The organism is Actinoplanes sp. NPDC051470 (genome assembly GCF_040682035.1).
In the GTDB taxonomy this organism is placed as follows: Bacteria; Actinomycetota; Actinomycetes; order Mycobacteriales; family Micromonosporaceae; genus Actinoplanes.
In genome coordinates, this window is the sequence record NZ_JBFBAA010000010.1 from 176712 (window position 1) to 189398 (window position 12687).

At 70.9% G+C, this 12687-nt stretch carries 14 protein-coding genes; 5 read left to right on the forward strand and 9 right to left on the reverse strand.

The genetic code is table 11. The annotated features are described in order from the left end of the window. Nucleotides 1-27: 27 nt before the first annotated feature. The 6 genes from AB0M54_RS19690 to AB0M54_RS19715 are packed head-to-tail and all read right to left on the reverse strand — an operon-like array spanning nucleotide 28 to nucleotide 5539. Nucleotides 28-942: a LamG-like jellyroll fold domain-containing protein gene (locus AB0M54_RS19690; protein ID WP_364472894.1), complete on the reverse strand. Its 915-nt coding sequence runs from the start codon at nucleotides 940-942 to the stop codon at nucleotides 28-30. Beyond that, nucleotides 939-1682, reverse strand: a complete 744-nt coding sequence (locus tag AB0M54_RS19695; RefSeq protein WP_364319418.1) for an ABC transporter ATP-binding protein — start codon at nucleotides 1680-1682, stop codon at nucleotides 939-941. The genes AB0M54_RS19690 and AB0M54_RS19695 overlap by 4 nt, the downstream gene beginning before the upstream one ends. Beyond that, nucleotides 1675-2409 carry an ABC transporter ATP-binding protein gene (locus tag AB0M54_RS19700; RefSeq protein ID WP_364319419.1) on the reverse strand — a complete coding sequence of 245 codons (735 nt, stop codon included), beginning with the start codon at nucleotides 2407-2409 and terminating at the stop codon, nucleotides 1675-1677. The genes AB0M54_RS19695 and AB0M54_RS19700 overlap by 8 nt, the downstream gene beginning before the upstream one ends. Then, nucleotides 2406-3431: a branched-chain amino acid ABC transporter permease gene (locus AB0M54_RS19705; RefSeq protein ID WP_364319421.1), complete on the reverse strand. Its 1026-nt coding sequence runs from the start codon at nucleotides 3429-3431 to the stop codon at nucleotides 2406-2408. Before AB0M54_RS19705 ends, AB0M54_RS19700 begins: the two co-directional genes overlap by 4 nt. A gap of 1 nt (nucleotide 3432) precedes the next feature. Then, on the reverse strand, nucleotides 3433-4317 hold the full coding sequence (locus AB0M54_RS19710; RefSeq protein ID WP_364319423.1) for a branched-chain amino acid ABC transporter permease: 885 nt from the start codon (nucleotides 4315-4317) through the stop codon (nucleotides 3433-3435). Nucleotides 4318-4324: 7 nt separating this feature from the next. After that, complete coding sequence (locus tag AB0M54_RS19715) at nucleotides 4325-5539, reverse strand: amino acid ABC transporter substrate-binding protein (protein WP_364472896.1); 1215 nt, start codon at nucleotides 5537-5539, stop codon at nucleotides 4325-4327. A gap of 116 nt (nucleotides 5540-5655) precedes the next feature. Between AB0M54_RS19715 and AB0M54_RS19720 the strand changes: the two genes are divergently transcribed. The 5 genes from AB0M54_RS19720 to AB0M54_RS19740 all read left to right on the forward strand — a co-directional run bounded on the left by AB0M54_RS19720 (nucleotide 5656) and on the right by AB0M54_RS19740 (nucleotide 9493). Next, nucleotides 5656-6684, forward strand: coding sequence for a LacI family DNA-binding transcriptional regulator (locus AB0M54_RS19720; protein ID WP_364319425.1), 1029 nt, complete (start codon nucleotides 5656-5658; stop codon nucleotides 6682-6684). Nucleotides 6685-6786: 102 nt separating this feature from the next. Beyond that, nucleotides 6787-7305, forward strand: coding sequence for a SigE family RNA polymerase sigma factor (locus AB0M54_RS19725; RefSeq protein ID WP_364319427.1), 519 nt, complete (start codon nucleotides 6787-6789; stop codon nucleotides 7303-7305). Continuing rightward, nucleotides 7302-7970, forward strand: coding sequence for a hypothetical protein (locus AB0M54_RS19730; RefSeq protein WP_364472898.1), 669 nt, complete (start codon nucleotides 7302-7304; stop codon nucleotides 7968-7970). Before AB0M54_RS19725 ends, AB0M54_RS19730 begins: the two co-directional genes overlap by 4 nt. Then, on the forward strand, nucleotides 7967-9031 hold the full coding sequence (locus AB0M54_RS19735; protein ID WP_364472900.1) for an amidoligase family protein: 1065 nt from the start codon (nucleotides 7967-7969) through the stop codon (nucleotides 9029-9031). Before AB0M54_RS19730 ends, AB0M54_RS19735 begins: the two co-directional genes overlap by 4 nt. A gap of 18 nt (nucleotides 9032-9049) precedes the next feature. Next, nucleotides 9050-9493 carry a DUF1877 family protein gene (locus AB0M54_RS19740; RefSeq protein ID WP_364472902.1) on the forward strand — a complete coding sequence of 148 codons (444 nt, stop codon included), beginning with the start codon at nucleotides 9050-9052 and terminating at the stop codon, nucleotides 9491-9493. A 30-nt stretch (nucleotides 9494-9523) separates the two neighbouring features. Here the strand turns inward: AB0M54_RS19740 and AB0M54_RS19745 are convergent, their stop codons facing one another. Genes AB0M54_RS19745 through AB0M54_RS19755 form a run of 3 tightly spaced genes read right to left on the reverse strand, consistent with a single transcriptional unit; the run spans nucleotide 9524 to nucleotide 12605 of the window. Next, the gene (locus AB0M54_RS19745) at nucleotides 9524-10330 is read right to left on the reverse strand and encodes a sugar phosphate isomerase/epimerase family protein (RefSeq protein WP_364319434.1); all 807 of its coding nucleotides are present in this window, start codon (nucleotides 10328-10330) and stop codon (nucleotides 9524-9526) included. Next, nucleotides 10327-11460, reverse strand: a complete 1134-nt coding sequence (locus AB0M54_RS19750) for a DUF993 family protein (RefSeq protein ID WP_364472904.1) — start codon at nucleotides 11458-11460, stop codon at nucleotides 10327-10329. The genes AB0M54_RS19745 and AB0M54_RS19750 overlap by 4 nt, the downstream gene beginning before the upstream one ends. Further along, nucleotides 11457-12605: a Gfo/Idh/MocA family oxidoreductase gene (locus tag AB0M54_RS19755; protein ID WP_364472905.1), complete on the reverse strand. Its 1149-nt coding sequence runs from the start codon at nucleotides 12603-12605 to the stop codon at nucleotides 11457-11459. The genes AB0M54_RS19750 and AB0M54_RS19755 overlap by 4 nt, the downstream gene beginning before the upstream one ends. Nucleotides 12606-12687: the final 82 nt, after the last annotated feature.

Consider the following 12687-nt stretch of genomic DNA (forward strand, 5'->3'; position numbering starts at 1 on the left):
AGCGAGGACGACTAGGCGGCGCACGGATTACCCCCGAATCATGAAGCGGTACTGGTTCGCAACCTCACGCGAGGACAGCGATCGGCCGAGGAACATGAGCGCGTCCATCCGGCAGTCGCACGGGTTCCGGTCGGCGGAGCCCTGCCAGGGGAAGCTGCCACCGATCTTGATGCCGCGCGGGTCGGTGGCCGTGGTGACGTGCGGTCCCGGGCCGTTGACCAGCCACGGGTCGTCGTTGCGCGTGTAGGCGCCGGGCACCGGCTGACCGTTGCGGTAGAGCGCCATGGTGCCGTGGGCGAAGTCGAAGGTGGCGGCCAGATGCACCCACTCCCCCTTGGGCAGCAGGGTGCGCCAGTCCTCGGTGGCCGCGAAGGTCTGCGAGTTGCCGCCGTCGATCCGCCGGCCCAGCGCGACCAGCCGCAGGGTGCCGTTGACGTCGATCAGCTCGAGCAGCGCGCGTACGGCGTGGCCGTCGGAGTCGCCGGTCAGCACCCCGGTCAGGCCGATCGCGTTGAACCCGGCGGCCGGGCCGTCCATGTCGCGCTTGAACCAGCCCATCGTGGTGGCACCCTCGGTCGCGTTGAACGCGCGGAGGGTGCGGACGCCGCTGGCCGACCAGATGCCGGCCTTCCAGTCGTCGTTGGCGCCGCCCTTCGGGCCGGTCTGTAGGACCTTGCGACCACCGGGGTACGCGCGGTCGGCGACCCGCTGCCCCGCTCCCCCGTTGATCAGCTCGATCTCGGTGCCGGAGCGTCCCTGGTCGCGTTCGAGGGCCGGGTCGCCGGGCACCGGGTGATCGAAGTCGTAGAAGGCGACGAGGTCGCCGCGTAAGGCGGGATGGACGTCGCTGGGACCCGTGGGGTCCGCGCTGACCGGCGCCGCCGCCCCGCCGACCGCGAGGACCGCGGCGACAGCGACAGCGACACGTGCGGCTCGGTTCATGACTGTGCCTCCTTCGAAGCGGGTCGTCCTCCGAGATAGAGCTCGCCGAGCTGCGGGTCGGCGAGCAGATCGGAGGCGGGGCCGGAGATGTGTACGCGGCCCAGGTCGAGCACGCAGCCCAGGTCGGCGGTCTCCAGCGCGCGGCGGGCGTTCTGCTCGACCAGCAGCACCGCGGTGCCGGCGTCGCGCATCCGCACCACCTGCTCGAAGACGGTGCTGGTGGCCTTGGGGTCGAGGCCCATGGACGGCTCGTCGAGCAGCACCACCGACGGGTCGACCATCAGCGACCGGGCGAACTCGACCTGTTTCTGCTGGCCGCCGGAGAGCAGGCCGGCCAGCGCGCCCCAGCGGTCGGCGACCACCGGGAAGATCTCCTTGACGAACTCCACCCGCTCGGCGATCTTCGCCTTGTCACTGATGGTGTACGCGCCCAGGCGCACGTTCTCCTCGACGGTCATCTCGCGGAACACGCTGTGTCCCTGGAGCACCAGTGACACTCCGGAGCTGAGCATCTTCTGCGGGCCCAGCCCGGTGACGTCCCGGCCGTCGATCAGGATCCGCCCCTCGCGCGGCTTCAGCAGCCCGCTGGCCACCTTGAGCACGGTCGACTTCCCGGCGCCGTTCGGCCCGACCAGGCAGACGATCGAGCCTCGCGGAACGCTCACGCTGAAGCCGCGGAGCACCGGCGCCGCCCGGCCGTAACCGGCGACGACGTTGTCCAGGGTGAAAAGATCAGACACCAAGGTACGCCCCCAGCACGCGCTCGTCGGTCCGGATCTGCTGCGGTGGCCCCTCGGCGATCGGGCGCCCGCGGTCGAACACCACGATGTGGTCGCTGATGCTCATCACCAGGTCCATGTTGTGCTCGACGATGACGAACGTCCGTCCCTCGGCGTTGAGCTCGCGGACCAGGGTGCCGATCCGGTCGAGCAGGGCCGGGTTGACGCCACCGGCCGGCTCGTCGAGCAGGATCGTCTCGGGCCCGGCGTTCAGCACCCCGGCCAGCTCGAGCAGCTTCTGCTGGCCCCAGGACATGGTCCGGGCCTCGACGCCGGCCAGGTGCTCGATGCCGAGCCGGGTCAGCCAGCTCCGGGCCCGGTCCACCTCGGACCGGTGCCGGGCGCCGAGCAGCGCCCGCGTGACGCCGACCGGCCGGACCGCGGCGAGCACGTTGTCCAGCGCGGTCATCCGCGGGAACACCCGGCACAGCTGGAAGGTGCGCCCGATCCCGGCGTGGACGATCCTGTGCGGCGCCTTCCGGGTGATGTCCTGACCCTGGTAGGTGGTCGTGCCGCTGTCCGGCCGGATCATCCCGGTGACGCAGTTGAAGAACGTGGTCTTGCCGGAGCCGTTCGGCCCGATCAGCGCGTTCACCCGCCCGTGCCGGAAGCTCACGCTGGCGCCGTCCAGGGCGGTGACCCCGCCGAACGCCTTCCGCAGTTCATGCGTCTCCAGGCTCTTGGTCATCGCCGATCTCCCGCCGTGGACGAGGCGAGCCGCTGGTCGCGCAGTTCCGAGGCGGTCTCCTCGCGGATCGACGCCGTGTCGTCCGGGCGCAGCCGCTTGACCAGCGAGCCGAGCGCCGGCAGCACCCCGTCCGGCATGAACATCACGACCAGCCCGAGCAGCACGCCGGTCGCGACCAGGTGCAGCTGGGTGTCGCCGAAGGACACCTTGAAGTACTCCAGCGCGACACCGACCACGACCGCGCCGACCACCGGCCCGAACAGGTTGCGCACCCCGCCGAGCAGCGCCATCAGCACCAGGTAGGAGCCGCTCAGGATGGAGAACTGGAACACCGGGTCGAGGTCGCCGAACCACAGCGCGTAGAGGCCGCCGCCGAGCGCGGTGAAGAAGGCCGAGACCACGAAGACGATCAGCTTGTACGCGAAGGTCGGCGTACCCAGCGCCTCGGCCTTGTCCTCGTCCTCCCGGATGGCCTTCAGGCCCAGCCCGAAGCGGGACCGGTCGATCAGCCACCAGGCGATCAGGACGAGCGCGAGCAGGCCGGCGTAGAGGTACCAGAAGGCGCGATGGTGTTCGGGGCGGGACAGGTCGGGGAACGGCCGCGGGATCACCAGGCCGCGGGAGCCGCCGGTGAACGACGCCCAGCTCTGGAACACCAGCAGCAGGATCAGCACGATCGCGATGGAGACGATGACGAAGGACGCTCCGCGGACCCGCAGGGCGGCCATCCCCAGCGGCACCGCGAGCAGCGCGATCAGGACGGCCGCGACGGCCAGGGCGAGGAACGACGCCAGGCCGGCCTTGGTGACCAGCAGGCCGGTGGCGTACCCGCCGAGGCCGGCCAGCGCGCCGTGACCGAGCGAGATGTAGCCGGTGAAGCCGCCGACGAAGTTCCACGAGGTGGCGACCACCGCGTAGTTGAGCACGACGATGCCGGCCGAGAGCACGTACGGGTTCGGCGCGACCGACGGGAAAAGCAGGAGAGCCGCCGCGAGCACCACAGCGGCGCCGAGCGTCGCCACCCTAGAAGCGTTGCGCAAGGCGGCCTCCGAAGAATCCCTGCGGCCGGAAGGCCAGCGTGGCGAACAGCGCCAGGTAGAAGACCGTCTGGGCCCAGGTGGTGCCGAGCGGGATCTGCAGCACGCCCTGGGCCAGGCCGAGGACCATCGCCGCGACCGCCGCGCCGGGCACGCTGCCCAGCCCGCCGACCACGATGATGGCCATCAGCGGGCCGATCCAGTGCCAGTGCAGCGACGGGTAGATCGTGGTGTCCAGCGACAGCGCGGTGCCGCCGATCGCCGCGGTGGCCAGGCCGAGGCCGAAGCCGTACCCGGCCACCCGGCCGGTGTCGATGCCGACCAGGCGCGCGGCGTCCTGGTGCTGGATCGTGGCCCGCAGCGCCCAGCCGAACTGCGTACGCTTCATCAGCAGGTAGAGCCCGCCGAGCGCGACCACCGCCAGGCCGAACGCGATCAGCTTGACCACCGCGATCCGCGCGCCGAACAGCCCGATGCTCTCCGAGCCGTAGCCGAGCTGGACGCGGCGCTGGGTGCCGGTGAAGGCGAACCCGAGCAGCCCCTCGATGAGCACCGCGATGGCGAAGGTGAGCAGCACCGACATCATCGTCAGGGTCACCGGGCGCAGCCGGGACAGCAGCCCGCGCTGGAGCAGCACGCCGGCGCCGAAGAACAGCGGGACGGTGACGAGCATCGACAGCAGCGGGTCGATGCCCAGCCGGGAGTGCGTCCACCAGGCGAGGTAGGCCGCGAGGATGAGGAACGCCGAATGGGCGATCATCACCACCCGCATGATCCCGAAGTAGAGCGTCAGGCCCGCGGCGAGGAGGGCGTACAGCCCGCCCAGCAGCAGACCCAGGATGACGCTCTGGAACAGCAGGGCACCGTCCATCGTCCGGTCACCAAGCCGGCTTGGGGTAGACGAACTCGGTTTCCTTGGTCTCCTTCGGGAACACGATCTTGATCTCGCCGCCGACCCACTGCTGGATCATGTGGGCGCCCTGCGGCTTGCCGGTCGCGTCCCAGGTGAGCGGGCCGACCACCGTCTCGATCTTGTTCTTGCGGACGAAGTCGACCAGCTTCTTCTGGCACTCGCCCTGCTCGGCGCAGTTCGCAGCCTTGACCGCGGCCTCGACGACCTGACCCGTGGTGTACGCGTTGGCCTGGTCCTCCTCCGGATCCCGGCCGAACTGGGCCTTGTACTTCTCCACGAACTCCTTGTTGCTCGGGTACGGCGCGTCCTGGCTGTAGCCGGTCGGCGAGAGCACACCCTCGGTCTTGTTGCCGATCGCCTTGGCGAACTCGGGCTCGGTCGGCGCGGTGGAGAAGGCGGCCAGCTTCGGCTGGTACCGCAGCTGTTGCAGGGCGACGATCAGGTTGACGCCGTCCTGGTACTGCGACCCGCCGATGAGCACGTCGGCCTTGGTCGCCGCGATCTTGGCCGCGATCTGGTTGAAGTCGGTGGTGTTCGGCGGGTAGACCTCGTCGGCCACGATGGTCAGCCCGCCGGCCTTCAGCTTGTCGCGCAGGCCGTAGGCGGTCCCCTGGGCGAACGGGTCGTCCATCGAGGCCACCGCGACGGTCTTGGGCCGCTGGTCGGCCGGCATCGCGAGGATCGCCTCGGCCAGGTGGTTGTAGTGGTCGTTGGCGACCGCCGGGGCGGCGTAGAACAGGTTCTTGAAGCCCTGCTCGAAGACCGCCTTGGCCGCGCCGGCCGGCTCGACGAAGAGCATGTCGTACTCCTCGGCGACCCGGGCCGCGGGCACCACCAGGCGGGTGGAGAACGGGCCGACGACCAGGTCGACCTGGTCCTTGCCGATCAGTTGCTCGTAGTCGGCGACCACCCGGTCGGCGTTGGACTGGTCGTCCAGGATCTTCAGCTCGACCTGGCGGCCGAGCAGGCCACCCTTGTCGTTGACGATCTTGGCCCAGGCCTGGTAGCCCTGCTGGACGCCCTTGCCGGGTTCGGAGAAATCACCGGTCAGCGGCAGCGAGATGCCGACCGTGATCTTGTCCTCGGCGGCACCACCGCCGTCGCCGTCGCTGGAACACGCGCTGGTCAGAAGTATGGTGGCGGCGCCGAGCGCGGCGACCCGCCGGAAAGTGTTCGACATCCTCGGACGCTCCTCGTGTCGGGGAACGAAAGCGCTTACGAAAGCGCTTTCGCAATCTATGCTGTGCGGTGCGTGACTGGCAATAGGCGTACAGCGATGTTTCCGGGGAGTGAACGATGCCCAAGCCCGGCCCGAGGTTGCGGCTCGTCGACGTGGCCCAGCGCGCCGGCGTCTCGCTGGCCACCGCGTCCCGCGCCCTGGCCGGCCGCGACGGCGTGAGCGAGGAAGTGGCGGCCCGGGTCCGGTCGGTGTCCCGCGAGCTGGGATACGTGGCCAACCCGTTCGCCCGCACCCTGGCCGGCGGCGCCAGCACCACCGTCGGACTGGTCGTGCACCAGGTCGACGACCCGTACTTCTCGGAGATCGCCGGCGGCGTCATCCAGCTCGCCGACCAGCAGGGCCTGCTCGTGCAGATCTGCCACTCGGGCCGCGACCCCGACCACGAGCTGCGCCAGATCCGACACCTGATCGCCCAGCGGGTGGGCATCATCATCATCGCCGGATCGGGCTACAGCGACCCCCGGCTGGAGGCCGAGGCCAAGGCCGAGCTGGACGCCTACCAGCAGGCGGGCGGGCGGGTCGCGGTGATCGGGCGGCACTCGCTCGGCGTCGACGCGGTGCTGCCGGACAACGAGGCCGGCGGTGAGGCGCTGGGTTCGTTCCTGCTCGAACTCGGCCACACCCGGATCGCGGTGGTGGCCGGGACCGGGGCACTGACCACGGTGGCCGACCGGCTGGCCGGGGTGGCGGCGGCGCTGCGCTCACGCGGGCTGTCGATCGACGATCTGCCGGTCGTACACACCGACTTCATCCGGGAGGGCGGGCGGGACGCGGCCGAACGGATCCTGCGCGACCACCCGGACACCACGGCGATCATCGCGCTGAACGACGCGATGGCGATGGGCGTGCTGTCCATGCTGCGCGAGCGGGAGATCGCGGTGCCCGGGCGGATGTCGGTGGTCGGCTTCGACGACGTGTCGGTGGCGGCCGACCTGGCGCCCGCGCTGACCACGATCCGGCTGCCGATGACCGATATGGGCCGGATGGCCCTGGAACTGGCGCTCAAGCCCCGGGCGGCCCGGGCCCGCCGCCGCTCCACCGGACATCAGCTGATCGTGCGGGACTCGACCGGCGCGCCCCGCTGACATTCGGCAACATCTCACCCACCCTCAGCAACATCCTCACAGGTTCTGAGAAAGTTCTTCAGAAGAGTGCACAGTTTGCTCCCGGCGTGTGTCATAGGGGACGTGACCTTCGAGAATTTCGCGGTGGCCCGGCTCCCCAGCCTGCTGCGCTACGCGATCGTCCTCACGGGCAATCGTGACCTGGCACAGGATGTCGTGCAAGAGGTGCTGGCCAGGGCGCAGGTCAAGTGGAAGCGGATCAGCGAGGCCGACTCGCCCGAGGCATACGTGCGACGGATGGTGCTCAACGAGTACCTGTCGTGGCGGCGGAGCTGGGCGGCGCGCAACGTGCACGCGGTCGGTGAGCGCCTGGTCGAGCTGGACGACGCCCGCGGTGGCATCGGCGACCACGCCAACCACGTCGTCGAGGCCGACGAGCTGTGGAACCGGCTCGCCGTGCTGGGCCGCAAGCAACGCGCCGTGCTGGTTCTGCGCTACTACGAGCAACTCGACGACGACCAGATCGCTGATCTGCTCGGATGCTCGCCCGCGACGGTCCGCAGCAACGCGTCGAGGGCCCTGAAGACGCTCCGGCTCTCGTCGGACCGGCCGAACCGCATCCCCGTCGAGGAGAAGTCGTGATCGAGCACCGTGACCAGCTCCGCGAGGCCATGGTGGCCCACGAGCACCTCGCGCCGGAGCCTGCGGCGGTGTACGCCCGCGTACAGGAACTGGCGAAGACCTACCGCCGGCGCCGGCTGGTCGCCCAGACCGCCAGTGGCGCCGTGCTCGGCGTCGCGGTCATCGCCGGGGCCTTCCAGATCCCCCACCTGGTGGGCGGTCAGAACAACGGCGGCAGCACGGTCGTGCTGCCGGCCGCCCCCTCGACCCCGTCGGCCGCCCCGTCGCCGGTTCCGGCCGAGCCGTCGGTCGAGCCCAGCTACGACGACCCCGAGTTCACCGACGCCGAGGAGAAGGCCCGCAACAAGTACTTCGACGAGGGCTACGGCCTCGACGACGGCGAGAAGCTGGCCAAGATCTGGAAGACGGACATCACCGCGGCCAAGACCCGGGCCGGGCAGATGCTGCTGGACGGCAAGAAGCTGCCGATCAAGCCGCCGGTCGCCCCGCCCGGCTTGCCGTCGACCGCCCAGGAGGCCCAGGCCGAGGCGTTCTTCGACAAGGGCTACGACTTCGACGACGCGGAGCGGCTCGCCAGGCTGTGGAAGCTGCCCACCCCGTGGGACGCGAAGGTCGCCGCCGGCAAGAAGATCATGGCCGGCGAGACGCTGCCGATCCAGCCGTGACCCCCGAACTACACCGGCGGATCGGGTTCGAGATCGAGCTGCTGGCCCCGGCCGGCCGCAGCCGGCTCGCCCTCGCCGAAGATCTGGCCGCCCGCACCGGCGGTCAGGTCCGGCCGGTGTGGCACCACGACAGCGAGCCGTCCCTGGTCCCCGGCCTGGAACGGTTCCGCCACCTCACCCAGGGTTTCGAGGTACGCCGGGCCGGCGGCGAGCTGCTCTGCACGCTGGTCGACGACGTCACGCTGCTGGCCGACCTCGACCCCCGCCTCCCGCCGCTGCCCGGCTGGTTCCGGGTTCTCACCGACGACCCCCGGCTGCTGCGGCTGATCGCCCTGCACACCGACCCCGCGACCACGATCGGCAAGGCGCTCGACGCCACCGCGCTGCTCTGGCGGACCAAGGTCACCCAGCACGGCGACGTCTACCGGGTGGACGACCGGAACGACGTCACGATCGCGCTGGCCGCGCCCCAGGGCGGCGGGCGGGAACGCCCCTGCGAGATCGTCACGCCGCCGCTGGCCGCCGGTCACCACGAGGCGCTCGAGGAACTGCTCGGGCCGGCCCGCGAGATGGGCTTCACCGTGCCGCAGGAGGCGGCGGTGCACCTGCACGTCGACGGTGGCCCGTTCCGGTCGCCGCGGGCCCTGGCCAACCTGGTGCGGCTGTTCGCGCATTGGCGTGATCCGCTGCGTACGCTGCTCGAGACCAACCCGAACTGCCGCCGCCTCGCTCCCCTGCCCGACCCCCTCGTGAAGGTCGCCGACGGCCACGAGCCGACCGAGCAGGCGCTGCGGCGGGCCGGCGAGGAGGGCGAGATCAGCAAGTACTTCGACGTCAACCTGACCCAGGTGCTGACCGACACGCCGCTGCGCGACACGGTCGAGGTCCGCATCCTGCCCGGCGCGATCACCGCCGACGAGATCGTGGCCCGCGCCGCCATCGTCGAGCTGCTGCTCGACCGCTGCGCGACCGACGTCCCGTTCCCGGACCCGCCCAGCGACCCGGCGACCGCCGTCGAGACGTTGCTGCACCTGGCGGCGAGCACGCTGAGCGACCGCTAGTCTGCGTATCCCATGGGGATGAGTGGCAATTGGGCCCGGGTGGCGGCGGCCGAGCTTTCGCCGGAGCGCCGTCCGCCGGCCGACCGGTCGATCAGCACCGACAAGAACTGGGCCGGCTTCGACTACCTGCTGCGGCGGCGTGGCTTCCCGGTGGACATCGTCTTCGGAGAAGAGACCTTTCCGGGTACGACGCCCGGTGACGAGTTCAGCGAAGGAACCTGGGGGTACGGGCCGCCGACCTACCTGACCCCGGAGCGGGTGGCCGAGGCCGCTCGCGCGCTGGCCGCCCTGTCACCCGCCGACCTGATCCGAGGCGTGACCCCCGACGATGTCACGGCGGCCGATCGCTACTCGTTCCACCCGGACGACCTCCTCGACGTGGCCGCCGAGCTGCCGCCGGCCCAGGAGTTCTTCGCCGCCGCCGCGGCCGCCGGTGACGCGGTGCTCTGCTGGCTCGACTGACCGTTTCCCTTCCACGACCCTCACTGTTTCCTAGAGAACGTGGGTGCGGAAGGCGGTCAGGGTGTCGGCGAGGATGTCGTCGCCCGGGCGTTGCCACAGGGCCTCGTCGAAGACCTCGACCTCGATCGGGCCGGTGTAGCCGGTCGCGTCGACGGCCTCGCGGAAGCGGCGCGTCTCGACCGCGCCGGTGCCGGGCAGGCCCCGGCCGAGGAGGACGCCGGCCGGCAACGGGGTGACCCAGTCGGCCACCTGGAAGCAGGCGATGCGGTCCTCGCGGCCGGCCCGGGCGATCGCCGACCAGATCGTGTCGTCCCACCACAGGTGGTAGGTGTCGATGGCCACCCCGACCGCGGCCGGCGGGTAAGGGGCGGCCAGGTCGAGGGCCTGCGCCAGGGTCGACACCACGCAGCGGTCGGAGGCGAACATCGGGTGCAGGGGCTCGATGGCCAGGCGGACGCCGGCGGCCAGAGCATGCTCGACCAGCTCGCCGATGCGGGCGCCGACGGTGGCGCGGGCGCCGTCGATGTCACGGCTGCCGGGTGGCAGGCCGCCGGAGACCAGGAGCAGCACCGGCGCGCCGACGGCACGGGCCTCGTCGATGGCCTTCTTGTTCTCGTCGAGCCAGCCGTCGGTGTGGAAGAAGCCACTGCGGCACAGCGAGGTCACGGTCAGGCCGTGGTCGTCCATGAGGCGGCGCGACTTCTCCACCCCGTACCCCTGGATGTCTTCTCGCCAGAGCCCGACCTGGGTCACGCCGGCCGCCACGCAGCCGGCCGCCAGCGCGGGCAGCGGCCAGTACTTCGTGGTGGCCTGGTTGAGCGAGAAACGGCCGATCACTGGGCCACCCCGGCGGTCGTGAAGAAGGCTCGTGCCCGGGCCGCCGCGAGGGAAGCGTCGGGCAGCAGGCCGGCCGCGTCGGCCAGGCGCAGCAGTTCGGCCAGGTGAACGGGCGAGCGGCCGCTCTGCGCCCCGGCCACCATCGTGAAATGCTCCTGCCGTCCGGCCAGCCAGGACAGGAACACGATGCCGGTCTTGTAGAACCAGGTGGGACGGCCAAAGAGGTGGCGCGCGAGGGTCACGGTGGGTTCGAAGATCTGGTCGTACGCCGGGAGGTCGCCTTGGTCGAGCGCGCGCAACGCGGCGGCGGCGGGCGGGGCGATCGCGGCGAAGATGCCGAGGAGCGCGTCCGAATAGCCCTCGTCGTCGCCCTTGATCAGCGCGGGGTAGTTGAAGTCGTCGCCGGTGTAGAGGCGCACCCCGTCGGGGAGGCGGCGGCGCAGAGCCACCTCGAAGTCGTAGTCCAGCAGCGAGAGCTTGATGCCGTCCACCTTGGACGGATCGGCCGCGATCAGCTCGACCACGGTGTCGGCCGGGTTCGCCGAGCCCCAGTAGCCCTCCAGCGCGGGGTCGAACGCCGGGCCCAGCCAGTGCAGGATCACCGGCTCGCCGGACTCGGCGAGCAGCCGGCCGTACACGTCGAGGTAGTCGCCTGCCGTCGACGCCGAGGCGGCCAGATTGCGGCTGCACATCAGCACCGGCTTCGCGCCGGCTTCCTGGACGTCGGCGAGCTGCTCGGCGTAGGCCGCGACGATGTCGCCGAGCGGATGCGGGCCGGGCGCCAGCTGGTCGGTGGCCACGCCCGCACAGATCGGGCCCTCGGCCTCGGCCGCCGAGCGCCGGATCAGTTCGCGGGCCTGCGGATAGTTCAGGCCCATGCCGCGCTGGGCGGTGTCCATCGCCTCGGCCACCCCGAAGCCGTACGACCACAGGTGCCGCCGCGCGGCCAGGGTGGCGTCCCAGTCGATGACGGGCGGGGCGCCGGGCACGTTCTCCGCCGCCGGATCGGCGACCACGTGCGCCGCGGCGTACCCCACCCTGCTCTTGAACGTGGTCCTGGTATCGGCGAACTCCGCGCCGGACCCGCTGAGCTCGAACCGCCCGTCCGGGAGGTTGACCGAGGCGCTCACAGCGACGGCACCTCGATGCGGCGGCCCTCGCGGGCGGAGCGCAGCCCCAGCTCGGCCAGTTGCACGCCGCGGGCGCCGGCCCAAAGATCCCAGGTGTACGGCGCGTCCTCGGCCACGTGGCGCAGGAACATCTCCCACTGCGCCTTGAAGCCGTTGTCGAACTCCTCGTTGTCCGGCACCTCGGTCCACTGGTCGCGGAAGTCGTGGGTGGCCGGCAGGTCGGGATTCCACACCGGCTTGGGGGTGGCCGAGCGGTGCTGGGCCCGGCACCGGCGCAGACCGGCGACCGCGCTGCCCTCGGTGCCGTCCACCTGGAACTCGACCAGTTCGTCGCGGAAGACGCGGACCGCCCAGGACGAGTTGATCTGGGCGACCACGCCGCCCCCCAGTTCGAAGATGCCGTACGCCGCGTCGTCGGCGGTGGCCTCGTACCGCTCCCCCGCCTCGTCCCACCGCTCGCCGATGTGGGTGGTCACGTGCGCGGTGACCGCCCGCACCTCGCCGAAGATCTGCTCCAGCACGTAGTGCCAGTGTGGAAACATGTCGACCGTGATGCCGCCACCGTCCTGCGACCGGTAGTTCCAGCTCGGGCGCTGCGCGGCCTGCCAGTCCCCCTCGAACACCCAGTAGCCGAACTCGCCGCGCACCGACAGCACCCGCCCGAAGAAGCCGCCGTCGACCAGCCGCTTCAGCTTCAGCAGACCGGGCAGGAACAGCTTGTCCTGGACGACGCCGTGCTTGACCCCGGCCGTGTCCGCCTTCCGCGCCAGCTCGACCGCGCCGGACAGCGTGGTGGCGGTCGGCTTCTCGGTGTAGATGTGCTTGCCGGCGGCGATCGCGGCGACGATCGCCTTCTCGCGCTCGCTGGTCACCTGGGCGTCGAAGTAGATCGCGATGTCGTCGCGGGCCAGCGCCGCGTCGAGGTCGGTGGTCACCTCGGTCAGGCCGTGCCGGTCGGCGATGTCACGCAGCTTGGCCTCGTTGCGGCCGGCCAGGGTGATCTCCGGCCACAGGGCGGTGCCGTCCTGGAGGAGCACGCCGCCCTGCTCCCGGATGGCGAGCAGGGACCGGACCAGGTGTTGGCGGTAGCCCATCCGCCCGGTCACGCCGTTCAGCAGGATCCCGATCGGTACGCGCGTCGCCATCGGCCGAACCTCCAGAGGTAAGCGCTTTCCTGAGACGTTACCGGGCTTTTTGCCAATTCCGCTACGACCTGATTCACATTCG